Below are 21,872 nucleotides of genomic sequence, written 5' to 3'. Positions count from 1 at the left end.
GTCAGCCGCACACCACGAGCACCGAACATCCCGCGCGGCCGGACAGGTGCGGACCGGCCGAGCCGACCATCCGGGCCACCTTGTCGGCGTCCTCGCCACCCACCACCGTCAGTTGCACGGATTCCTGTGTGTGGGAAAGGAATTCGGCCGGGCCGCGCCGCGCGGCGGCCGGCATCACGTGCACCTCCGGATAGTCCGACACCCACCGGCCCAGCCGATGCTCGAGCTGGCGATAGGGGATCTCGCCCAGACCCCACCGCCACACGCCCAGCGCCAGGATCGGTGCCCGACGCAACCGCGCCTCGCGGAAGCCGTGCTCGAGTACCGCGTCGTTGGCCGGCGAATCGTCGACGGCGACGGCGACCCACCCGGGATCGGCCTGGTGGCCGTCGCTGCGAACGATCGCCGCCGGGCACAGCGCCTTGCGGGCGACGGCGTCGGCCGTGGAGCCCAAGAGCTTGCGGGCGATGCGGCCGATCCCGACGGATCCCACGCAAACCATTGCCGCACTTCGCGATTCGTCGAGCAGGACGCCCTCCGGCGACCCGCGCACGATGTCGCATTCGGCCTTGACGGGCTTGCCCGTCGCCTGCAGCGCGGCGTCGGCGTCGCGCAGGCACGCCTGGGCGTACCCGACCTCCATTCCCTCGTCGCCCGTTTCGCCGGCGGGCGCCTCGGGGACCGCGTGGATCAGCCGCAGCGGGACGTCGCGGCTCACGGCCTCGCTGACGGCCCACTTCGCGGCGTTGATCGCCGCCTGCGAGCCGTCGATGCCCACGACGATCCGCGGCGTTGCTTGCGAATGGTTCATGATTCCTCCCGAGAAGCCTTATTCAGAAACGATATTGGCCGACGATGGCCCCTCAGCAGGGCCGTTGGACCCCCATTTGGGCGCATTGGTCCATCGCGCCGTCAGGCGACCTCGATGCTGCGTCCGGGCAGGAGGAGCTGCACCCGGCCGCGGCATTCGACCGTGATTTCTCCGGCGTTGCCGGCCTCGGACGTCAGAACGCCGGTGCGGCCGCTGATCCGCAGGTGAACGCGGTGACCGCGGTAGACGAAGGGAAACTCGATGGGCCCCAGGGCTTCGGGCCAGTGCGGGCCGAGCACCAGCCGGTCGTCGCGCGTTTCCAGCCCGGTGAAACACCGCTGCAGCAGGTCGACGCTGCCCGCCATCGCCGCCAGGTGGATGCCCTCCGAGGTGGTGCCGCCCTGGATGTCCACCACGTCGGAGCCGAGCACCTCGACGAAGTACCGCATGGCGTGGTGCCGGTTGGCGCGGGTGAGCACCCAGGCATGAACGATCGCGGACAGCGTCGAACCGCCCGACGTCCGCGACAGGTAGTACTCGATCGTCGTGGGAATGTGCTCGGGCGAAAAGCGGTAGCCGAGCCGCCCGAACAGCCCCAGCAGTTCCTCCGATGACAGCAGGAAGAACAGCATCAGCACGTCGGCCTGCTTGGACGCCTTGTAGTTGTTCACGCTGTCGTTCTCGGCGTCCAGGATGCGATCCAGCCGCTGAATGTTGCCGTAGCGCCGCCGGTAGCCGTCCCAATCCAGTTCGGCCAGTTCGGAATAGCCCTCGAACTGGCTGATCACCCCGTCGTGGAACGGCACGAACATCCGGCGCGTCACGTGATCCCACCGGTCGAGCTCCTCGGCCGTCAGGTCGATCTTGGCGACGAGGTCGAGCCGGTCGCGCAGCGGCAGCCGGTCCAGCGCGTCCATCGCCCGCAATATCACCCAGACGGCCATGACGTTGGTGTAGGCGTTGTTGTCGATCCCGTCGTATTCCTTGCCCGGGTAGCCCGAATGGAACTCGTCGGGACCGATGACTCCCCGGATCGTGTAGCGGCCGCGGCTGTCGTCAAAGGTGGCCAGGCCCACCCAGAAACGTGCGATCTCGACCAGCATTTCGGCGCCGTAGTCGATGAGATACTGCCGGTCGCCGGTGACCTGATAGTGCTGCCACGCGTTGTACGCGACCGCGAGTCCGACGTGATGGGCCCGCGCGCTGGCGTCCGGGTTCCACCGGCCCGACTGCGGATTGAGGTGCACCTCCTGGCTCACCTCACGCCCGTCGCTGCCCGACTGCCAGGGATACATCGCGCCGAGGTAACCGGCCCTGGCGGCGGCGCGGCGCGCCTCGGCGAGGCGCCGGTACCGATAGAGCAGCAGCGACCGGGACACGTTCGGCATGCGCAGGCTCAAGACCGGGGACACGAACAGCGAATCCCAGAAGACGTGGCCGCGGTATGCCTCACCGTGCAGTCCGCGCGCCGGGACGCCGGCGTCCAGTTCGGCGGTGTGCGGGGAGATCGTCTGCAGCAGGTGCACCAGATGCAGCCGCAGGACCCGCAGCGCCGGCGTGCCGTCGGCAAGGCCGACGTTGCATTGTTCCCACAGGCGGGCCCACGCCCGGGCGTGCTGCTGGTGCAGCTCGTCGTACCGGCCGGCCGCGTCCAGATATTGCTGTGCCGCGCTTACCGGTTCGGATATCGCGGCGTCCCGGCCGGTGAAGATCGTCGCGACCTTTTCGCAGGCGACCGACTGCCCGGCGCGCAGTGCGATCCGGATCTCGTGGCCGCCGCGGTCGCCCTCGCGCACGAAAACGTATTCGGCGTCGGCCAGGGCGTCGTCGAGCCATAAGGTGGTGCGGGCGGCGACCGCGATCGAGATCCGCGATTGCGACGTTTCCGTCCGCAATATCACCGAGCCGGACGTCGTTTCGCCGATCACCGACGGACTCAGGTGAGCGCTGGACAGGGACCGATAGCGCTCGACCATCGTATTTTGCACGCTTCCATCCAGCAGGGACCTGAACTCCACTGTGCCCGACCAGTTCTCGGCTCCCAGCGTGGTCCGGATCGCCAGCAGGTGGGGCTGGTGCATGGACGCGAAGCGCTGCTGCGTCAGCGTGGTGATCCGGCCCGCCCCGTCCCTGAAGCGCAGGCTGCGGGTCAGCGTCGCGTGCCGCAGATCGAATGTCCGTCGGTAGAACAGGATTTCGGTGTCGTCGACGTGAAACCACGGCCCGCCGTTGATCCGGAACGTCAGCGACAGCCAGTTGGGCAGGTTGACGAGGCTCTCGTTCTCGATGGTCCGGCCCGCGACCCGATCGGCCAGGATGTTGTACACGCCGGTGGCATAGGTGCCCGGGTAATGGGCCTCGGACGCGGCCGCCTCGGGCGCGCAACCCCGGGTGGCGACGTAGCCGTTGCCGACGGTGCACAGCGCCTCGCGCAGCCGCTCATACTGCGGGTCGTAGCCCTCGTACACCAGCTCCCACGCGTCGTCGGTCGTCGACGCGGCGGACCGCAGGTCTTCGGCCAGCCGGCGAGCGAACCCGGCGACGGCGGACGGGCTTTCGAGGCTGAACTGCGCGGCCGATGAGCGATCGCCGTCCTCGTCGTGCCGCACGACGATGCCCAGGCCGTGGAATTGGACGGCGTCGAAGGCGTCCTCGTCGGTGATGTCGTCGCCGACGTAAATCGGCAGCACGGCGGTGGGGCCGGCGTCGTCGCCGCCCACTATGCGCCGCAGCAGCCAGCCGAGGGTCGTGCCCTCGTCGCCGTCGATGTTCGGACGGAGCTCGATGACCTGGCGGCCGGCGGTGACCCGCAGGCCCTCGGAGCGGACGAACTCGCGGGCCGCCAGGATCACCCGGTCGACGTCGTCGGCGTCGGCGTCGCGATAGTGCACCGCGACGGCAAAGCGCTTGCGCTCCACGGTGATTCCCGGGATGTCATCGAGCGCCCGGCTCAGGCGCTCCGCGGCGCGGGTCAGGGCCCCGGCGGCACCGGCGGCCGGATACTCGTGGCTGGTGCCGTCCGGCGCCAGCAATTCGAAGCCGTGGCTGCCCGCGTACCATACGTCGTCGACTTTGACGCGTTCGCGGACGTCGGCAACGTCGCGTCCGCTGACCACCACGACCGGACACTGAGCGGCCAAGGCGCGCAACGCGTCTTCGGCCCCCTCGACGAGCGTCGCCGAGTCGGGGTGCCCGAGGCTGTCGGACAGCGTGCCGTCGAAGGCGAGGAAGACCACCGGCCGCCGGTTCGCCGCGAGTTCCTTCACCTGGCCGTACGCCTGCACCGCGTCCGCGATGTTCGACAGGGCCGCGCCACCGCGCCGCACCGTGATCTCCGCCAGGTCGGCGACCACGGTGTCGGCGCCGGAGGCCAGCAGCTCGTCGGCCCCTCCGTCTCGCTCGAACCCGATGACGAGGCCGAAGCCGCACTCCCTGCCGGCCTTGACGCCGGCCGGGTGGCGGTCGATGATCACGCAACGCACCGGGCGCACCCCCAGCAGGTTCGCCGTCTCGGTCGGGCCGTCGGCCACGGCGCCCACGAGATCGTCAATCCCCGCGGCACGCAACGCCTGTGCGCAGTCCCGGCCGGGCGAGTTCACGGCGGCGCGCACGCCGACGTCGCGCAGCCGGCGCAGCAGCGGGACGGTCGAATCCCGCGCCTCGGCGGCACCCGGGGCCGTTTCGGCCACGAGACTGTCCAGGCTGAGGATCACCGCGTCGTGGTAGCGCCGGTCGATGGTGGCGGCCCATTCGCTCACGCCTGTGACGATGCCAGGTTGCGGGCCCGGCCAACGGGGCCTGATGTCCACGGGTTTGGGGACTAAAGCCTCATGCTCGGCGACCGCCCGGCCCATAGCGTTTTCATCAGACCGAGGGAGGAACACCATGTCCACACCCATGAACCGCCACGGCATCGTCGTCGGCGTCGACGGATCACCGGCGTCGAACGCCGCCGTCTGCTGGGCGGCCCGGGACGCGGCGATGCGGAACGTGCCGCTGACCCTCGTCCACACATACAGCACCTACGTGCCGACCTTCCCGCAGATACCGCTTCCGGCCGGCGTCACGGTGTGGCAGGAACAGGACGGGCGGCAGGCCCTCGAGCAGGCGGTCAAGATCGCCGAGGATGCCGTCCCGGGGCACCAACGGCTTGCCGTCGACAGCGAACTGAAGTGTTCGCCCCCGGTGGCGACGCTGGTCGAATTGTCCGAGGACGCCGAGATGGTCGTGGTCGGCAGCAACGGCCGAGGAGCGGTCGGCCGGGTGCTGCTGGGTTCGGTCAGCACGGGGGTGGTCCAGCACGCGAAGTGTCCCGTGGCGGTCATCCGGGACGAGGATCCGTTGATGCCGCACCCCCAGCAAGCGCCCGTGCTTCTGGGGTTGGACGGATCGCCGGCCTCCGAGCTCGCGACGGCCATCGCCTTCGACGAGGCATCCCGCCGCGGCGTCGAGCTGCAGGCGCTGCACGCGTGGAGCGACGTACAGGTGCTCGAACTCCCCGGATTCGACTGGGCCGTCGTGAAAGCCGAGGCCGAGCGCAGCCTGGCCGAAAGCCTGGCCGGCTGGCAGGAACGCTACCCCGACGTCACGGTGCAGCGGCTGCTGGTGTGCGACCGGCCGGCGCGCCAGCTGATCGAGAAATCGGAGTCCGCGCAGTTGGTGGTCGTCGGCAGCCACGGCCGGGGCGGCATCGCGCGCACCCTGCTCGGTTCGGTCAGCAACGCCGTCGTGCACTCGGTCCGGATGCCGGTGATCGTGGCGCGGCCGCTCTAGGACTTGGCACGGACGGCCGCGGCGACGGACGCTGGGTTGGTGACCAACACCGGGGTGCCATACATCGACGTGCATGAAACTCACACGGGCATGGTCGTGCTGGTGGGCGACCGGGCGCTGAAGGCCAAAAAACCGGTGCTGACCGACTTTCTCGACTTTCGCACGGCGGAGCAGCGCGAGCGCGCGTGCCGGCGGGAACTCGAGCTGAACAGCCGGCTTTCTCCGGACAGCTACCTGGGGCTCGCGCACCTCAGCGACCCGGCCGGGGGACCGGCCGAACCGGTCGTCGTCATGCGTCGCTACCGCGACGAGGATCGGCTGGCGTCGATCGTGCGCCGCGGCGCCGACGGGCCGGTCCGGGACCTGCTCGACGCCATCGCGGCCGTGTTGGCGCGGTTTCACCAGGGCGCCGAACGCGGCCCGGCGATCGGCGCCGCGGGCGAGGCCGGCGCCGTCGACCGGCGCTGGCGGGACAACCTGGCCGAGCTCGACCGCTACGCGGGCACGCTGCCGCCCGAGTCCTTGGCGCGCGTGCGGCACCTCGCCGCCGAATTCGTCGCGGGCCGCGGACCCCTGTTCGGGCGGCGGGTCGCGGAGGGGCTGATCGTCGACGGTCACGGCGATCTGCTCGCCGACGACATCTTCTGCGTGCAGGGCAAACCCGCGCTGCTGGACTGCCTGGAGTTCGACGACAAACTCCGCTACGTCGACTGCGTCGACGACGCCGCCTTCCTCGCGATGGATCTGGAGTTCTTGGGCCGCAAGGACCTTGGCGCTCATTTCTTCGAGCGCTACGCCGCGCACTCGGCGCATGCCGTGCCGTCGGCGCTGGCGCACTTCTACATCGCCTACCGCGCCGGCGTGCGGGCGAAGGTCGACTGCGTGCGGCTGTCTCAGGGCAAGCCGGAGGCCGCCGACGACGCCGCCCGGCACCTCGCCATCGCCGTCGAGCACCTGCAGACCGGTCGCGTGCGCCTGGCGCTGGTGGGTGGCAACCCGGGCACCGGCAAGTCCACCGTCGCCCGGGCGCTCGCCGAACAGACTGGGGCGCAGGTGATCTCCACCGATGACGTGCGGCGGGAGTTGCGGGATTCGGGCGCGATCAGCGGCGAGGCCGGCGTGCTGAACGAGGGGCTGTATGAGCCCGGCAACGTCGCGACCGTCTACGAGGCGGCGCTGCGGCGCGCGCGCCCGCACCTGGACGACGGGCGATCGGTGATCCTCGACGGCACCTGGCGGGATCCGCAGCTGCGGGCCCAGGCCCGCCGCCTCGCCTCGGAAACCCACTCGGCCGCGGTGGAACTGCGGTGCGCCGCGGCGGCCGACACGGCGGCCGGCCGGATCACCACTCGGGCGCCGGGCAACTCCGAGGTGACCCCGGAGATCGCCGCCGCGATGGCCGCCCGGCAAGCCGAGTGGGACACCGCGCACCGAATCGACACCTCGGGATCCCCCGAGGATTCGGCGCGTCAGGCCCTCGTCGCCTGGGGCGCGGCGGTCTAGTTTCCGCTTGGAGTCGAACGCCCCGGCCGTTCGGGACCAACGGCCCTGTCAGCGCGGCGCGCCGAATTCTTAGTGTCGAACCGAAAGCCACTGAAATCCGAAGCGGGGTGGTGGACATGCCGGTGAAGGTGCCGGACTCGGAGGTCGTCCGGGACGCGGTCATGTTGGCGAGCCGGGCGCCGTCGCTGCACAACAGCCAGCCCTGGCGCTGGGTGGTCGGGGGCGCGCGGCTGCAGCTGTGGGCGGACCCCCGCCGGTTGATGCACGCGACCGACCGCACGGGCCGCGAACTGATCCTGAGTTGCGGCGCGGTGCTGGACCACCTGCGGGTCGCCATGGCCGCCGCCGGCTGGGAGTCCGCGACCAGCCGCCTGCCCGATCCGTCCCAACCGGATCTGCTCGCCACCGTCGCGTTCCGGCCGAGTGACGGCGTGACGGAGGCGCAGCGGCAACGGGCCGCCGCGATCCGCCGGCGGCGCACCGACCGGTTGCCGTTCGCCGCTCCGCCGGCGTGGGCGTCGCTGGAAACGGCGCTGCGCCGCGCGGTCCTTCCGCATCAGGTGCTGCTGGACGTCGTGGCCGACGACGCCCGACCGGCCCTGGCGGAGGCGTCCCAGCTCACCGAGCAGTTGCACCGCTACGACACGTCCTATCTGTCCGAGTTGCGCTGGTGGACATCGCCGTTCGAGTCGGACGCCCCCCATGTGCCCGGTAGCGCGCTGGTCTCCAGCTCGGAGGCCGCCGCGGTCGACGTCGCGCGGGCCTTTCCTCCTGCCGGCGGGAACCCGCACCGCTCCGGCGTCGACCACGACCGCTCCCAGATCGTGGTGCTTTCCACCCTTGACGGCGACTCGCGGCTGGACGTGCTGCGCTGCGGCGAGGCCTTGTCGGCGGTGCTTCTCGAATGCACCGTGGCCGGCATGGCCACCTGCACGCTGACCCACATGACCGAGATGGCCATGAGCCGCGACACCATCAGGCAGCTCACCGGGACCGCCGGAACGCCGCAGCTGCTGATCCGGATCGGCGCGTCGACGCATAACGGCCACCACGTCGAATCCACCGCCCGGCGCCTGGTCACCGAGGTCCTCGAGTTTCGCGCATGACCGGCGGCCCGCAACGAACACGGAGGTGGGGTTGATGACTCGGCACTGGCTGGTGATGGAGACCGCCGGAGAGGGCGCCCCCGCCCCGTTCGTCGCGCGGCTCGCCGGCGCCGGCCGGCAGCTGCCCGAGACCCGGCTCACCACTGACGAATTGATGGCGACCACCCGCCACCGCACCCACATCGATCTGGAACGGCTGACCGGGATCCACGAGCGCCGTGTGTCGGTGGGCGACGAGGATTCCTACAGCCTGGCCACCTCGGCGGCGCTGAACTGTCTGGCCAAGGCGCGGCAGGATCCGGCCGCCCTCGACGTGGTGATCAGCTGCAGCATCACCAAGTTCCGCGGCGGGCTCACCCAATGGCTGGAGCCGACGATGAGCGCCGCCGTGGCCCACGCGATCGGGGCGCCGCAGGCGATGACCTTCGACGTGTCCAACGCGTGCGCCGGGATGCTCACCGGGGTAACCATTTTGAACAACTGGATCCGGCAGGGAATCGTCGAGCGGGGGCTGGTCGTCAGCGGTGAGTACATCTCCCAGCTGAGCCACAACGCGGCCCGCCACATCCGCAACATCATGAGCAAGGAGCTCGCGTGCCTGACCCTGGGTGACGCCGGCGCGGCGCTGCTGCTGGAGCGCGCGCCCGCGGGCTCCGCGGGGATCAGCCTCGCCGGGTTCACCACGGTGGCCGACTACAGCCGGCTGTGCCTGGCCTACCCGGAGGGCCACGATCCGGGCGCGCGGATGTTCACCAACTCCCGCGCCATCCAGAAGGCCGCGATCGCCAACACGCCGCTGCTGCTGAGCGAAGTCCTTGACGCCGTGGGGATTTCGATCCACGACATCGACCACGTGATCACCCACCAGACCTCGGCGCGCGCCATCCGCAAGGGAATGGTCCGCATGTCGGAGGCATTCGGCGACAGCCCCCGCCACGACGCCGTGATCACCGTCGACCGCTACGGCAACACCGCCTCCACGACCCACACGGTGGCCCTGGTCGAGGAACTCGAGGCGGGGCGCATCGAGCCGGGAGAAACGGTCGCGCTGCTGGCGCTGGCCTCGGGATTGGAAATCGGCGTGGTCTTGCTGACCCTGGACGAGGATTTGGTGAACCGCTATGGGCACGGTGATTGATCGCGTCGACCTCGCGCACCCGCGGCTGCGGGGCCGGCACAGCGCGCTGCACCTCGCGGTGAGCGCCGCCAAGGACTGCCTGCATCGGGCCGGATGCGACCCGGGCGAGCTGGATCTGGTTGTCAACGCCGGGATCTACCGCGACCGCAACCTGGGGGAGCCGGCGCTGGCCGCGCTGATCCAGGACGACATCGGCGCCAATCCCGAGGACCCGCACGCCGGCGCGCACGGCACCTTCTCGTTCGACATCGCCAACGGCTCCTGCGGGGTCCTGACCGCGCTGCACATCGTCGACGGGTTCCTGCGCACGCACAGCGTGCGGCGCGCGCTGGTGGTGGCCAGCGACGCCGATCCGGGTCACGGGATGAGCGAACATTTTCCGTTCTCGGCCGCCGGTGCGGCGCTGCTGTGCCGCTGGACCGACGACGACTGCGGCCTGAGCCGGGTGTCCTGGGTGAACACCGACGAACCCGAGGCCTTCTCCGCCACGGTGGGATTCGCCGACGCACGCAACGTGCTGCGGTTCCATCAGTCGGACACGGCCGACGAGCGCTTCGCCGCGGCGGCCGCGTCCGCGGCGAAGGCCTGTCTGGCCGCGCAATCCCTGCAGCTGGCCGACATCCACCTGATCGTCGCGGCGCCGGCGCGGCCGGGGTACCGCGCCGCGCTGAGCGAGGCGCTGGGGGTGCCGATCGAAAAGGTCTGTGTCGCAGACGATCAGCGCACGCACACTGCCGCGCTGGCGGCGGCGTTCGAGCCGTGGGCCGGCAAACTCCCGGCCGGCGCGCGGGTCCTGTTCGTCGCCGCCGGCGCGGGCGTCACCGCCGGCGCGGCGCTGTATCGCCAGCCGTAGCCGCCGGGACATGGTTTTCCGGCTGTGCGTGTGCGCTCAGGGATTCGCGTGTGCGCACAGGGCGGTTCCCCTCGGCGTGTCGCCGCCGTGAGCGCACACGCAACGCCCAGCATTCACACGCAACGTCCAGCATTCACACGCAACGCCCGAAGCGCATTCACTGCAGCGGCACCGCCTGGCGCTCCAGCTCGAGGATCTGGCGGGTCGTCTTCACCACCACGTCGGGGTTCAGGCTGATCGAGTCGATGCCGGCGCGGACCAGGAACTCGGCCATGTCCGGGTAATCCGAGGGCGCCTGCCCGCACAGCCCCGAGTGGATTCCGTTGCGGCGGCAGCCTTCCACCGCCAGGCGGATCATCTCCTTGACGCCCTCGTCGCGTTCGTCGTAGTCGAACGCGACGATCTCGCTGTCGCGGTCGACGCCGAGGGTCAGCTGCGTCAGGTCGTTGGAACCGATGGAGAAGCCGTCGAATCGCCGGGCGAACTGATCCAGCAGGATCACGTTGTTCGGGATCTCGCACATCGCGTAGACCTGCAGCCCGTCCTGGCCGCGCCGCAGGCCCAGGTCGGCCATCGTCCGCAGCACCAGGTCGGCCTCGGCCACCCGCCGCACGAACGGCAGCATGATGATGACGTTGGTCAGGCCCATCTCGTCGCGAACCCGTTGCATGGCGCGGCATTCCAGCGCGAAGCCCTCGGCGTAGGCCGGATGCGCGTAGCGCGAGGCGCCGCGGAAGCCGATCATCGGGTTGCTTTCCGTGGGCTCAAACGCGTTGCCCCCGACCAGGCTGGCGTATTCGTTCGTTTTGAAGTCCGACATCCGCACCACGACGGGCTTGGGCCAGAAGGCGGCCGCGATCGTGCCGATCCCCTCGGAAAGGCGCTCCACGAAGAACGCGGCACCGTCGGGGTAACCGCGGGTGAGCCGTTCGATCGTGCGCAGAGCCTCGGCGTCGCCGACCTTTTCGGGGTGCAGCAGGGCCATCGGGTGGACCTTGATGTACTCGCTGACGATGAATTCCATCCGGGCCAGCCCCACGCCGTCGTTGGGCAGGAACGACGTCTTGAACGCGAGGTCCGGGTTGCCGAGGTTGACCATGATCTGGGTCCGGGGCCGCGGCAGGCCGGCCACTTCGGTGCGGTCGACGTGGAAGCCGACCTCGCCCCGGTAGACGCGCCCGGTGTCACCCTCGACACAGGACACGGTGACGACCTCGCCGTCCGGGACGCTCGTGGTGGCGTCGCCGGCGCCGACCACGGCGGGGATGCCGAGTTCGCGTGCGATGATCGCCGCGTGGCAGGTGCGCCCGCCGCGGTTGGTGACGATGGCGGCGGCGATCTTCATGACCGGCTCCCAGTCCGGCGTGGTGGTGTCGGCGACCAGCACCTGGCCGGGCTGGAAGTCCGACAGGTGCTCGAGGTGATCGATGCGTTTGGCCACCCCGGACGCGACTTTCTCGCCGACGGAACGGCCTTCGGTGAGGACCTCTCTTGTGTCAGGCCCCCCGCCCTCCAAGACGTAGCTCTCCACCGTCGTCATGCTGCGCTGGGACGCCGCCGTTTCGGGGCGGGCCTGCACGATGTACAGCCGCCCGTCCAGGCCGTCCTTGGCCCACTCGATGTCCATCGGCCGCCCGTAGTGCCGCTCGATGGTGCACGCGTACCCGGCCAGCTCCAGGACGTCGGCGTCGGTGACGCAGAAGCGGGCGCGGTCGGCCTTGGGCGTCGGGATGTTGCGCGTCGTGTGCTTGGTCCCGCCCTCGACGAAGACCATCTTCACCGCCTTGTCGCCGACGAGCCGGCGCAGCACGGCGCGGTGGCCGGCGAGATAGGTCGGCTTGTGCACGTAGAACTCGTCGGGGTCGACGGCGCCCTGCACCACGTTCTCGCCCAGGCCGTAGGCGCCGGTGATGAAAACGACGTCGTTGAAACCGGATTCGGTGTCGAGGGTGAACATCACCCCGGACGAGGCGAGGTCGGAGCGCACCATCTTCATGATGCCGATCGACAGCGAAACCTTGAAATGGTCGAAGCCCTGGTCGATGCGGTAGTGGATGGCCCGGTCGGTGAACAGGCTGGCGTAACAACGGCGGCACGCGTCCAGCAGGCTCTCGGCGCCCGTGATGTTGAGGAAGGTTTCCTGCTGGCCGGCGAAGCTGGCCGTCGGCAGGTCCTCGGCGGTCGCCGAGCTGCGCACCGCGAGGCTCACCCCCTCGCCGTACTCGGCCTGCAGCATCCGGTAGGCGGACACGATCTCGGCGGCCAGGTCGTCGGGAAGCCCCGCGCCGTAGACGATCTCACGGGCGCGTTTGCCCTTGCGCGCCAACGCGGTGACGTCGTCGGGGTCGAGGTCGTCGAGCTCGGCGTGCAGCGCATCCCAGGCGCCGGCCCGGTTCAGGAGGTGCCGGTACGCCTGCGCGGTGGTGGCGAACCCGTGCGGGACGCGGATGCCCTGCCCGGACAGCTTCTGGTACATCTCGCCGAGCGAGGCGTTCTTGCCGCCGACCACGGGCACGTCGCCGATGCCGATCTCTTCGAAGAACCGAATGTAGTTGAACCCGCTCATGAACCTCACGATATGGCCGGCCGACGCCGCTGCGCTGCCGTCATTAGGCCCCGAAAGTTGAGGACTTCTGGCTCTCACCGCGGGCCGCGCTGGGGCGGAAAGTAGCGGGATGGAGCAATTAACCGCGCTCGATGCCACCTTCCTCGAAGTCGAGGACTCCGATCCGCACGTGAGCCTGGCGGTCGGCGGCGTCTCGATCATGGAGGGGCCGGCTCCCGACTACGCCGAGTTCGTCGCGGCCTTCGCCGACCGCGCGCCGACCGTTCCGCGGTGCAGGCAGGTGTTGCGCACCCACCCCCTGGATCTCGGGGCGCCCGAGTGGGTGGACGACCCGCACTTCGACGTCGCGCGGCACCTGCACCGCCTCGCGCTGCCGCACCCCGGTGGCGACGCCGAACTGTTCGAGACCATCGCGGGCGTCATGGAGCGGCGGCTCGACCGCGAGCGCCCGCTGTGGGAGTGCTACCTGATCGAGGGGCTCAGCGGCGGGCGGTGGGCCGTGTTGACCAAGATCCACCACTGCATCGCCGACGGCATCGCGACGACGCAGATGCTGGCCAGGTTCAGCGACGACGCGGATCATCGCGGCGGCACCTTTGCCGCCGACATCCGCGCGGCCAAACAACCGGACGACCCCGGACCGAGCCCGCCCAGGCTCGGCTTCAATCCGCTGACGTGGGTGAGCGGGATCGGGCGAAGCGCGCTCGCCGCCGCGTCGGCGGCCGAACACGTCGCGCTCGGCGCGGCCGAGCTGACGGCAAGCCTGTTCAGCGTCGCGCCGGAATCGTCACTGAACGGGCCCGTCACCACGATGCGGCGCTTCAGCGCGGCCCGGGTCCGGCTGGCCGACCTGCAGCGGGTCGCCCGCGCCTTCGACGTGACCCTCAACGACGTGGCGCTGGCCGCCATCACCGACAGTTACCGCAAAATGCTGCTGGAGCGCGGGGAACGGCCGGCCCGCAACTCGCTGCGCACGCTCGTCCCGGTTTCGGTCCGCCCGACCAACCATTTCGGCGTGGCGGACAACCAGGTCTCGGCGATGCTGCCGCTGCTCCCGGTCGACGAGGCCGACCCGGTGGAGCAGTTGCGCCTGGTGCACGGCCGGCTCACCCGGGCCAAGGCCAGCGGTCAGCGCGAGGGCGGCAGCGCGCTGGTTTCGGCGGCCAGGAACGTTCCATTTGCATTGACCGCGTGGGGGATTCGCCTGCTGGCGCGCCTGCCCCAACGCGCGGTGGTGGCACTGGCGACCAACGTGCCGGGTCCGCGCAAGCGGCAGACGCTGCTGGGCCGCCGGGTGCTGGAGATCCTGCCGGTCCCCCCGATCGCGCTGCAGCTGCGCACCGGCATCGCGATGCTCAGCTACGCCGACTCCTTCGTCTTCGGCATCACCGCCGACTACGACACCGCGCCCGACATCGAGGCGCTCGCCGCGGGAATCGAGAACGGCGTCGCCCAGTTGGTGAAGGCCGGCCGCGGCCGCAAGAAGGCGGCCGCCCACCACGAAGCCGTCACCCGTTGACCGCTTGGCCGTCCGGGCGGTGGATGCGACGGTGGGCGGTCAGCAGCAGGTGGTCGAACTCCGAATGTGAGTTGGCGGTCAGGCCGGCGTTGCGGAAGTCGTCGACGATCTGCTCGGCCAGCCGCCGCAGCTTGATGTTCGCCTCCTGGGACAACCACCTCAGCAGGTTGAACGCGGCGTCCTCGTCGATGTTGTAGATCAGCATCAGCATGCCCTTGGCCTGCTCGATGCCGGCGCGGTGCTCGCTGATCTCGGCCAGCCGCGCGGTGACGAGTTCGTCCTGCGTGCGCTCGACGCTGGGGGAGACGTCGATGTAGAACCCGTGCGTCCCGATCACCTCGCCCTGCTCGTCGAAGAGCTTGTCGCCGACGACGACGATGTGGCGCACGTGCCCGCCGGTGTCGATGATGCGGTGGCGGGTGCTGAACGCCTCGTGGGTGTTGAGAATCTGATCGATCGTCGCCGCGACCTGTCCGCGGTCGTCGGGGTGTTTGTGCGTGAGGACCAGGTCGGTGGTCGGAGTGACGGTGCCGGGTTCGTAGCCGTGGATCCGCTGCACCTCCTCGGACCATTCCCACCGCTGGTCGGCGAAGTAAAACCGGAACCAACCCACCCGTTGCGGCACGCCGCCGGCCAACGCCTGCTCGACGTACGGCGTCTGGCCGTCCAGGTGCCAACTCATCTCGGTTCTCCCGCCTTTCCGGGCAAAGGGCGGCGCCAGTGGCCGCCCTTTGCCCGTCGGTTGATCAGGCGTCTATGACTTCGCGCTTCGCCGCGTTCTCGTTGATGGCCGCGTGGCCGTTGCCCCGGGCGACGGAGATCTTGCGGGGCTTGGCCTTCTCGGCCACCGGGATGTGCAGCCGCAGGACGCCCTCGGCGTAGTTCGCCTCGATCCTGTCGGTGTCGAGGTTTTCGCCCAGCACGAGCTGGCGGCTGAACACGCCGCGGGGCCGCTCGGTGGCCAGCATCTCGCGGTTGGGGTCGACGGGCGGGCGCTCGGCGCGGACGGTCACGACGTTGCGCTCGATGTCGATGTCCAGCGAGTCGGCGTCGATGCCCGGCAGATCGAACTCGACGACGAATTGCTCGCCTTCGCGCCACGCGTCCATGGGCATGACGGCGGGCCGGGCGGCGGTGCCGAACACCTGCTGGGTGAAGCGGTCAAGGTCACGGAACGGGTCGGTACGCATCAGCATGGCAGTCACCTCTCACTCCAATCTCTAACTCTGAAGTGGGCTATTTCCTATGTCCAATGACATAGATTTGATATAACACTGTCGACAGCTCTCCGCAAGTGTGATAAACAGATTTTCTGCGAGAGTTCGTTGAGGGGATGGCCGATGACCGAGAACACCGGCGACACGGGCGCACCGGCGCCCGATCAGGGGGTGTACGGAATCTCTGTTGCCGCCGAACTTTCCGGCGTACCGGTGCAGTCGCTGCGCCTGTACGAGCGCTACGGGCTGTTGACGCCCGCCCGCAGCGACGGCGGAACGCGGCGCTACAGCGCCGACGACCTGGCGCGCCTGCGGCGGATCAGCGCGCTGGTGGACTCGGGGGTCAACCTGGCCGGCATCGCACGCATCCTGCACCTGGAAGACGACAACGCCGCGCTGTCGGCGGCCAACTCCGATCTGCGCTCCAACAACCGCGGCCTGCGGTCGGCGAAGGCCGCTCGAGCCAAGAAGACGACCCGCGGCTAGCTGGTCTTGGGCATCGGGATGCCCTCGCTGGCCGCGAATTGCGCGTCCTCTTCCGAGGACAGCCCGATCGAGACCACCGAGCGGTCGAACAGCGCGTCGGTCAGCCACGCCAGCGCCACGGCCCACCGGTTGACCGCCCGCGGCACCGCATAGAGGTGGTAGGCCCGCGTCACGGCCTTCGCCGGCAGCCCCGACAGGTGCACCCCCAGCGGGTTCGCGACGGCATACCGGGGCCCGAGGTCGACGACGAGACCCAGGTTGCGGTGTTTGTACTGCTTGGGTGTGCCGTACCCGAGGCTGGCGGCCACGTTGCGGGCCAGCGCCTTGCCCTGGCGGGTCGCGTGCTGGGCCGTCGGCGGCGTGATCGCTCCCGGTTGGGTCAAATCGGGGACCGCCGCCGCGTCACCGGCCGCGAAGACGGCGGGGTGGTCGGGCACCTGCAGATCGGGTTGGACCTTGAGCCGTCCCCGCTCCGTCGGCAGCCCCAGCTGCTGGATGAGCGGCGCCCCGGTCACCCCCGTCACCCAGGCGATGGTGTGGGTGTCGACCCGCGAACCATCGCTGAGCACAACGTGATCCGCGTGCGCCTCCTTGAGGGTGGTGCCCAGCCGGACGTCGATGCCGCGGCGGCGCAGCACCTTGAGGGCCGCGTCGCCGAGCTTGCGCCCCACCTCGGGCATGACCTGCTCGGCCGTGTCCAGCAACAAGAACCGGACATCGCCGGCGGGAAAGCCCATCTGCTTGGCCGCCGCGTCGGCCAGCGCGCGCAGCTGGGCGACCAGTTCGGTGCCCGAGTACGACGCGCCCACCACGACGACGGTGCGCCGCGCCTGCGCCTTGCGGCCCGCGGGGTCGTCCTCGATGTTGGCCAACTCGAGCTGCTCGACGAAGTGGTCGCGCAGGTAGAGGGCCTCGGCGGTGGTCTTCAGGCCGCGCGCGTGGATCGCGAGCCCGGGCACGTCGAACAGCCGTGTCACCGAACCGGGCGTGAGCACCAGCCGATCCCAGGGCATGTCATGGCTGCGTTCCTCCGGATCGCAATAGGTCAGCGTCCGGCGCGCGAAGTCCACGCCGTCGACGCGGCCGCGCACCGCGCGGACCCCCTTGAGCGTGTTGGCCAGGGGCACCGCCACGAACCGGGCGTCGACGACCCCGCCGGCCACGTCCGGCAGCAGCGGCGTGTACAGCATGTAATCGACCGGGGAAATCATCGTGATGTCGACGGGCGCGCGCCGTCTGCCGAGGGTTCGGGTCAGGTGGCGTGCGCAGGTGAATCCGGTGAATCCGCTGCCGACAATCACGATCGAGGTCACCAACGCGAGTGTAATCGGCGGCAACGAGTTAGCTGGGCGCCGCCGGTGCGGCGAAACGTCATATCGTAACCTATTGAGCCGCAAAGATTTTCGTGACGGGGGGGGGTTGATCCCGGTGGGGCCCTTTCGCTTTCGGTAACCGAGTTCGTTCCGCGCGCCCGGCTCGGTTCGTTACGCGTTTTGCACTTCGTTGCGCGGCTCATAGACTTCGTTTAGTGCGTCGATAGCGTCCTATCCGTCGTCGCCACCACGGTGCAAGGGCAGACGGTGCCTGGTGACGGCGCGTGATCCGGAAACGGGCGCACCGGAAACCCGGAAGGGGGTGATGCTGTGCCGAACGATGCAAGCACCGTGGTAGCCCAGCTGACGGACATGATCGCCGACCTCGACCGCCACGGGACGGAAACCACCGTCGGACTGCGCGAACTCGTCGGCAGCGGCGCCCGGCAGGTGGCGGGCTGCCAGTACGCGGGCATCACCCTGGCCGACAAGACCAAGACGGTCAGCAACGTAGCCGCCACGCATCGCTACCCGATGGTCCTGGACGCTATCCAGAACCGGTACGGGGAGGGACCCTGCCTCGAGGCCGTGTGGCAGCACCACGTGATGCACGTCGAGGACCTCAACGTGGACCAGCGCTGGCCGAACTATCAGCGCCAGGCGCTCGAGCAGACCCCGATCCGCTCGATCCTGTCCTACGAGCTGTTCACCGACAACGGCAGCATGGCCGCCCTCAACTTCTATGCCGAGCATCCGCACGCGTTCACCGACGAATCACTGGAAATCGGAGGCATTTTCGCCACCCATGTCGCCCTGGCGTGGTCGATGATGCGCCGCCAGGACCAGTTCCGCAGCGCGCTGGCGTCACGGGACGTCATCGGCCAGGCCAAGGGCGTGATCATGGAGCGCTTCAACCTCGATGCCGTCGAGGCGTTCGAACTGCTCTCCCGGCTCTCGCAGCAGTCCAACACCAAGCTGATCGAGATCGCCAGGTCGCTGATCGACAGCGAGCACCCGCTCAAGCGCCGCCACCAGACCGAGCGCGGCAGGTAAACCTCCGGCGGGCGGCCACGCGCGCCGTTTCGTCCGGCGCGACGCGGGTATGTGCCACGCACATGAAGGCTGTCACGTGGCAGGGCAAGCGCAACGTTCGCGTGGAATCGGTGCCCGACCCGAAGATCGAACGCCCCACCGACGCGATCGTCGAGGTCACCTCGACCAACATCTGCGGGTCCGACCTGCACCTGTACGAAATCCTGGGCGCGTTCATGAATGCCGGGGACATCCTGGGCCACGAACCGATGGGAATCGTGCGCGAGGTCGGCCCCGAGACGGGCGACCTGCGCGTCGGCGACCGGGTCGTCATCCCGTTCCAGATCTCCTGCGGCCGTTGCTACATGTGCGACAAGCGGCTCTACACCCAGTGCGAGACCACCCAGGTGCGCGACCAGGGCATGGGTGCCGCGCTGTTCGGCTACTCCGAGCTGTACGGCGAAGTCGCCGGCGGCCAGGCCGAACTGCTGCGCGTCCCGCAGGCGCAGTTCACGCACATCAAAGTCCCTGAGGGCCCGCCGGATTCGCGTTTTGTCTACCTCTCCGACGTGCTGCCGACCGCGTGGCAGGCGGTCGATTACGCCGACATCCCGGACGGCGGATCGGTCACCGTGCTGGGCCTGGGTCCCATCGGGGACATGGCCGCGCGCATCGCCGATCACCTCGGCTACCGGGTCATCGCCGTCGACCTGGTGCCCGAACGCCTGGCCCGCGCCGCCGAGCGCGGCATTCACACGATCGATCTCAGTCGGCTCGACGCGCCGCTCGGCGACGCGATCCGCGACCTGACCGACGGCCGCGGCACCGATTCGGTGATCGACGCGGTGGGGATGGAGTCGCACGGGTCGCCGGCCGCGCGGCTGGCGCAGCAGGCCAGCGGGATGTTGCCGGATTTCATCGGAAAGCGGGTCATGCAGACCGCCGGCGTGGACCGGCTCACCGCCCTGTACTCCGCCATCGACATCGTGCGGCGCGGCGGCACCATCTCCCTGATCGGCGTCTACGGCGGGATGGCCGATCCGTTGCCCATGCTGACGCTCTTCGACAAGCAGGTGACTCTGCGGATGGGGCAGGCCAACGTGAAGAGGTGGGTCGACGACATCATGCCGTTGCTGACCGACGACGACCCGCTCGGCGTCGACACCTTCGCCACTCACGTGCTGCCCCTCGACGAGGCGCCGCACGCGTATGAGATCTTCCAGAAGAAGCAGGACGGGGCGGTAAAGGTCATGTTAAAACCCTGAAAACCGCTCTGCTGCAAGGCCTTTCCGAACCCCAGTTTGGGGAAGGTCACGGTAGGGTATTGAAAGCGCCATGACATCCGCAGAAACCCCCGCGCCCACGCCCACCGGCGAGGTGTGGCCGGGCAGGGCCTACCCGCTGGGCGCGACGTACGACGGCGCGGGGACCAACTTCGCGGTGTTCAGCGAGGTGGCCGAGCGGGTGGAGCTGTGCCTGTTCGACGCCGACGGAACGGAGAGCCGGGTCCGGTTGCCCGAGGTCGACGGGTTCGTCTGGCACGCCTACATCCCCGGCATCGAACCCGGCCAGCGCTACGGCTACCGCGTGCACGGCCCGTACGAGCCGGAGAACGGGCTGCGGTGCAACCCGAACAAGCTGCTGGTGGATCCCTACTCGAAGGCCATCGACGGCACCTTCGAGTGGAACCAGTCGCTGTTCAGCTACAACTTCGGCGACCCCGACAGCCGCAACGACGACGACTCGGCGCCCAGCATGCCCAAGTCGGTGGTGATCAGCCCCTACTTTGACTGGGGCAACGACCGGCCGCCGGACCACCAGTACGCCGACACCGTCATCTACGAGGCGCACGTCAAGGGCCTGACCCAGACCCATCCCGACATCCCCGAACAGCTGCGCGGCACCTACTCGGCCGTGGCGCACCCGGTGATCATCGAGCACCTCAAGAGCCTCGGCGTCACCGCCATCGAGCTGATGCCGGTGCACCACTTCGCCAACGACTCGACCCTGGTGGACAAGGGCCTGTCGAATTACTGGGGCTACAACACGATCGGGTTCTTCGCCCCCGACTTCAAGTACTCCAGCGCGGCCTCCCCGGGCGGGCAGGTGCAGGAGTTCAAGGCGATGGTGCGGGCCCTGCACGAGGCGGGCATCGAGGTGATCCTCGACGTCGTCTACAACCACACGGCCGAGGGCAACCACATGGGCCCCACGCTGTCGATGCGCGGCATCGACAACGCCGCCTACTACCGGCTGGTCGACGACGACAAGCGCTACTACATGGACTACACCGGCACGGGCAACAGCCTCAACGTCGGGCATCCGCACGCGCTGCAGCTGATCATGGACTCGCTGCGCTACTGGGTGCTCGAGATGCACGTCGACGGCTTCCGCTTCGACCTGGCCGCCACGCTGGCCCGCGAGTTCTACGACGTCGACCGGCTGGCGACGTTTTTCGAACTGGTGCAACAGGATCCGACGATCAGCCAGGTCAAGCTGATCGCCGAACCGTGGGACGTCGGGCCGGGCGGCTACCAGGTGGGCAACTTCCCGCCGCAGTGGACGGAGTGGAACGGCAAGTACCGCGACGCGGTGCGGGACTTCTGGCGCGGCGAGCCGTCGACCCTCGACGAGTTCGCCTACCGGCTGACCGGGTCGGCCGACCTCTACGAGCACACGGCGCGCCGCCCCGTCGCGTCGATCAACTTCGTCATCGCCCACGACGGGTTCACGCTGCGGGACCTGGTGTCCTACAACGAGAAACACAACGAGGCCAACGGCGAGGACAACAACGACGGGGAGAGTCACAACCGGTCGTGGAACTGCGGCGTGGAGGGGCCGACCGACGACCCGGACGTCAACGCGCTGCGGGCCCGCCAGCAGCGCAACTTCCTCACCACGCTGCTGCTTTCGCAGGGCGTGCCGATGATCTGCCACGGCGACGAGCTGGGCCGCACGCAGAACGGCAACAACAACGGCTACTGCCAGGACAACGAGATCACCTGGATCGACTGGGCGAAGGCCGATAACGGCCTGCTGGAGTTCACCCGCGTCGTGTCGGAGCTGCGCGCCAACCACCCGGTGTTCCGCCGGCGCCGGTTCTTTTCCGGCAAGCCGCTGGGCCGCCGCGGCCAGGACGGGCTGCCCGACATCGCCTGGTTCACCCCCGAGGGCACCGAGATGACCGAGGAGGACTGGGGCGCCGGGTTCGCCAAGTCGGTCGCGGTGTTCCTCAACGGCCACGGCATCCCCGACCGCGACGCGCGGGGGCAGCGCGTCCTCGACGACTCCTTCCTGCTGTGCTTCAACGCTCACTATGAGCCCATCGAATTCACGCTGCCGCCAAAGGAATTCGGTGCCGCGTGGCAGCTCGTGGTGTTCACCGGACCCGACGAGGAGACGCCGGCGGAGGAGGTGCCCGGGGGCGGCATGCTCACCGTGGACGCGCACACCGCCGTGGTGCTGCAGGCCGCCGACGGCGGCTGAGCCGGTTGACAGAATTCCGCCCGAACGTTACGTAGCCGGCCCCCGGTCGATACGCTGTGCCTGCAGCGG

The 21,872-nt window shown here is 69.3% G+C and carries 16 protein-coding genes; 10 read left to right on the top strand and 6 right to left on the bottom strand.

Going from position 1 to position 21,872, the window contains the following annotated elements:
- Nucleotide 1 precedes the first annotated feature (1 nt).
- Complete coding sequence (locus tag AWB89_RS13240) at nt 2–811, bottom strand: universal stress protein (protein ID WP_085174155.1); 810 nt, start codon at nt 809–811, stop codon at nt 2–4.
- Between the two features lie 101 nt (nt 812–912).
- Nucleotides 913–4,521 (bottom strand): trehalose-phosphatase, encoded by a 3,609-nt coding sequence (gene otsB / locus AWB89_RS13235; RefSeq protein WP_372515361.1) that lies wholly within the window; start codon nt 4,519–4,521, stop codon nt 913–915.
- Nucleotides 4,522–4,696: 175 nt separating this feature from the next.
- On the opposite strand from otsB, the gene AWB89_RS13230 reads away from it, so the two are divergent.
- The 5 genes from AWB89_RS13230 to AWB89_RS13210 all read left to right on the top strand — a co-directional run bounded on the left by AWB89_RS13230 (nt 4,697) and on the right by AWB89_RS13210 (nt 10,184).
- Nucleotides 4,697–5,584 carry a universal stress protein gene (locus AWB89_RS13230; RefSeq protein WP_085103719.1) on the top strand — a complete coding sequence of 296 codons (888 nt, stop codon included), beginning with the start codon at nt 4,697–4,699 and terminating at the stop codon, nt 5,582–5,584.
- A gap of 90 nt (nt 5,585–5,674) precedes the next feature.
- Nucleotides 5,675–7,087, top strand: a complete 1,413-nt coding sequence (locus tag AWB89_RS13225; protein WP_085174151.1) for a bifunctional aminoglycoside phosphotransferase/ATP-binding protein — start codon at nt 5,675–5,677, stop codon at nt 7,085–7,087.
- A gap of 116 nt (nt 7,088–7,203) precedes the next feature.
- On the top strand, nt 7,204–8,193 hold the full coding sequence (locus AWB89_RS13220; RefSeq protein WP_085174534.1) for an Acg family FMN-binding oxidoreductase: 990 nt from the start codon (nt 7,204–7,206) through the stop codon (nt 8,191–8,193).
- 34 nt (nt 8,194–8,227) lie between these two features.
- Entirely contained in the window at nt 8,228–9,331 is a 1,104-nt protein-coding gene (locus AWB89_RS13215; protein WP_085174149.1) for a 3-oxoacyl-ACP synthase III family protein, read from the top strand.
- Nucleotides 9,315–10,184, top strand: coding sequence for a 3-oxoacyl-[acyl-carrier-protein] synthase III C-terminal domain-containing protein (locus AWB89_RS13210; protein ID WP_085103713.1), 870 nt, complete (start codon nt 9,315–9,317; stop codon nt 10,182–10,184). The genes AWB89_RS13215 and AWB89_RS13210 overlap by 17 nt, the downstream gene beginning before the upstream one ends.
- Before the next feature lie 157 nt (nt 10,185–10,341).
- On the opposite strand, the gene ppsA is transcribed toward AWB89_RS13210, so the two are convergent.
- Nucleotides 10,342–12,750 (bottom strand): phosphoenolpyruvate synthase, encoded by a 2,409-nt coding sequence (gene ppsA / locus AWB89_RS13205; protein ID WP_085174147.1) that lies wholly within the window; start codon nt 12,748–12,750, stop codon nt 10,342–10,344.
- Nucleotides 12,751–12,859: 109 nt separating this feature from the next.
- Here ppsA and AWB89_RS13200 point away from each other — a divergent pair, with 109 nt between their 5' ends.
- Complete coding sequence (locus AWB89_RS13200; RefSeq protein WP_085174145.1) at nt 12,860–14,269, top strand: WS/DGAT/MGAT family O-acyltransferase; 1,410 nt, start codon at nt 12,860–12,862, stop codon at nt 14,267–14,269.
- Here the strand turns inward: AWB89_RS13200 and AWB89_RS13195 are convergent.
- Nucleotides 14,259–14,951: a PAS and ANTAR domain-containing protein gene (locus tag AWB89_RS13195; RefSeq protein WP_085174143.1), complete on the bottom strand. Its 693-nt coding sequence runs from the start codon at nt 14,949–14,951 to the stop codon at nt 14,259–14,261. The genes AWB89_RS13200 and AWB89_RS13195 overlap by 11 nt on opposite strands.
- Nucleotides 14,952–15,015: 64 nt before the next feature.
- Nucleotides 15,016–15,465, bottom strand: a complete 450-nt coding sequence (locus tag AWB89_RS13190) for an Hsp20/alpha crystallin family protein (RefSeq protein ID WP_085103705.1) — start codon at nt 15,463–15,465, stop codon at nt 15,016–15,018.
- 144 nt (nt 15,466–15,609) lie between these two features.
- Here AWB89_RS13190 and AWB89_RS13185 point away from each other — a divergent pair, with 144 nt between their 5' ends.
- Nucleotides 15,610–15,972, top strand: a complete 363-nt coding sequence (locus AWB89_RS13185; RefSeq protein ID WP_085103703.1) for a MerR family transcriptional regulator — start codon at nt 15,610–15,612, stop codon at nt 15,970–15,972.
- On the opposite strand, the gene AWB89_RS13180 is transcribed toward AWB89_RS13185, so the two are convergent.
- Nucleotides 15,969–17,285, bottom strand: coding sequence for an NAD(P)/FAD-dependent oxidoreductase (locus AWB89_RS13180; protein ID WP_085174532.1), 1,317 nt, complete (start codon nt 17,283–17,285; stop codon nt 15,969–15,971). The genes AWB89_RS13185 and AWB89_RS13180 overlap by 4 nt on opposite strands.
- 330 nt (nt 17,286–17,615) lie before the next feature.
- Here AWB89_RS13180 and AWB89_RS13175 point away from each other — a divergent pair, with 330 nt between their 5' ends.
- The 3 genes from AWB89_RS13175 to glgX all read left to right on the top strand — a co-directional run bounded on the left by AWB89_RS13175 (nt 17,616) and on the right by glgX (nt 21,803).
- Complete coding sequence (locus AWB89_RS13175; protein ID WP_142282525.1) at nt 17,616–18,338, top strand: GAF and ANTAR domain-containing protein; 723 nt, start codon at nt 17,616–17,618, stop codon at nt 18,336–18,338.
- A 62-nt stretch (nt 18,339–18,400) separates the two neighbouring features.
- Nucleotides 18,401–19,582, top strand: a complete 1,182-nt coding sequence (locus AWB89_RS13170) for a zinc-dependent alcohol dehydrogenase (protein ID WP_085174138.1) — start codon at nt 18,401–18,403, stop codon at nt 19,580–19,582.
- A gap of 70 nt (nt 19,583–19,652) precedes the next feature.
- The gene (gene glgX, locus AWB89_RS13165) at nt 19,653–21,803 is read left to right on the top strand and encodes a glycogen debranching protein GlgX (protein ID WP_085174136.1); all 2,151 of its coding nucleotides are present in this window, start codon (nt 19,653–19,655) and stop codon (nt 21,801–21,803) included.
- Nucleotides 21,804–21,872: the final 69 nt, after the last annotated feature.

Origin of the sequence: Mycobacterium paraense (assembly GCF_002101815.1) — a bacterium.
Classification (GTDB): Bacteria; Actinomycetota; Actinomycetes; order Mycobacteriales; family Mycobacteriaceae; genus Mycobacterium; species Mycobacterium paraense.
Note: the sequence above shows the minus strand (reverse complement) of the source record. Positions and strands in the feature narration are given on the sequence as shown.

Coding starts and splice junctions, on each gene's coding strand:
- AWB89_RS13215 (WP_085174149.1), top strand. CDS start 8,228: ATGACTCGGCACTGGCTGGTGATGGAGACCGCCGGAGAGGGCGCCCCC.
- AWB89_RS13230 (WP_085103719.1), top strand. CDS start 4,697: ATGTCCACACCCATGAACCGCCACGGCATCGTCGTCGGCGTCGACGGA.
- AWB89_RS13195 (WP_085174143.1), bottom strand. CDS start 14,951: ATGAGTTGGCACCTGGACGGCCAGACGCCGTACGTCGAGCAGGCGTTG.
- AWB89_RS13225 (WP_085174151.1), top strand. CDS start 5,675: ATGGTCGTGCTGGTGGGCGACCGGGCGCTGAAGGCCAAAAAACCGGTG.
- AWB89_RS13210 (WP_085103713.1), top strand. CDS start 9,315: ATGGGCACGGTGATTGATCGCGTCGACCTCGCGCACCCGCGGCTGCGG.
- ppsA (WP_085174147.1), bottom strand. CDS start 12,750: ATGAGCGGGTTCAACTACATTCGGTTCTTCGAAGAGATCGGCATCGGC.
- AWB89_RS13185 (WP_085103703.1), top strand. CDS start 15,610: ATGACCGAGAACACCGGCGACACGGGCGCACCGGCGCCCGATCAGGGG.
- glgX (WP_085174136.1), top strand. CDS start 19,653: ATGACATCCGCAGAAACCCCCGCGCCCACGCCCACCGGCGAGGTGTGG.
- AWB89_RS13240 (WP_085174155.1), bottom strand. CDS start 811: ATGAACCATTCGCAAGCAACGCCGCGGATCGTCGTGGGCATCGACGGC.
- AWB89_RS13190 (WP_085103705.1), bottom strand. CDS start 15,465: ATGCTGATGCGTACCGACCCGTTCCGTGACCTTGACCGCTTCACCCAG.
- AWB89_RS13220 (WP_085174534.1), top strand. CDS start 7,204: ATGCCGGTGAAGGTGCCGGACTCGGAGGTCGTCCGGGACGCGGTCATG.
- AWB89_RS13200 (WP_085174145.1), top strand. CDS start 12,860: ATGGAGCAATTAACCGCGCTCGATGCCACCTTCCTCGAAGTCGAGGAC.
- AWB89_RS13170 (WP_085174138.1), top strand. CDS start 18,401: ATGAAGGCTGTCACGTGGCAGGGCAAGCGCAACGTTCGCGTGGAATCG.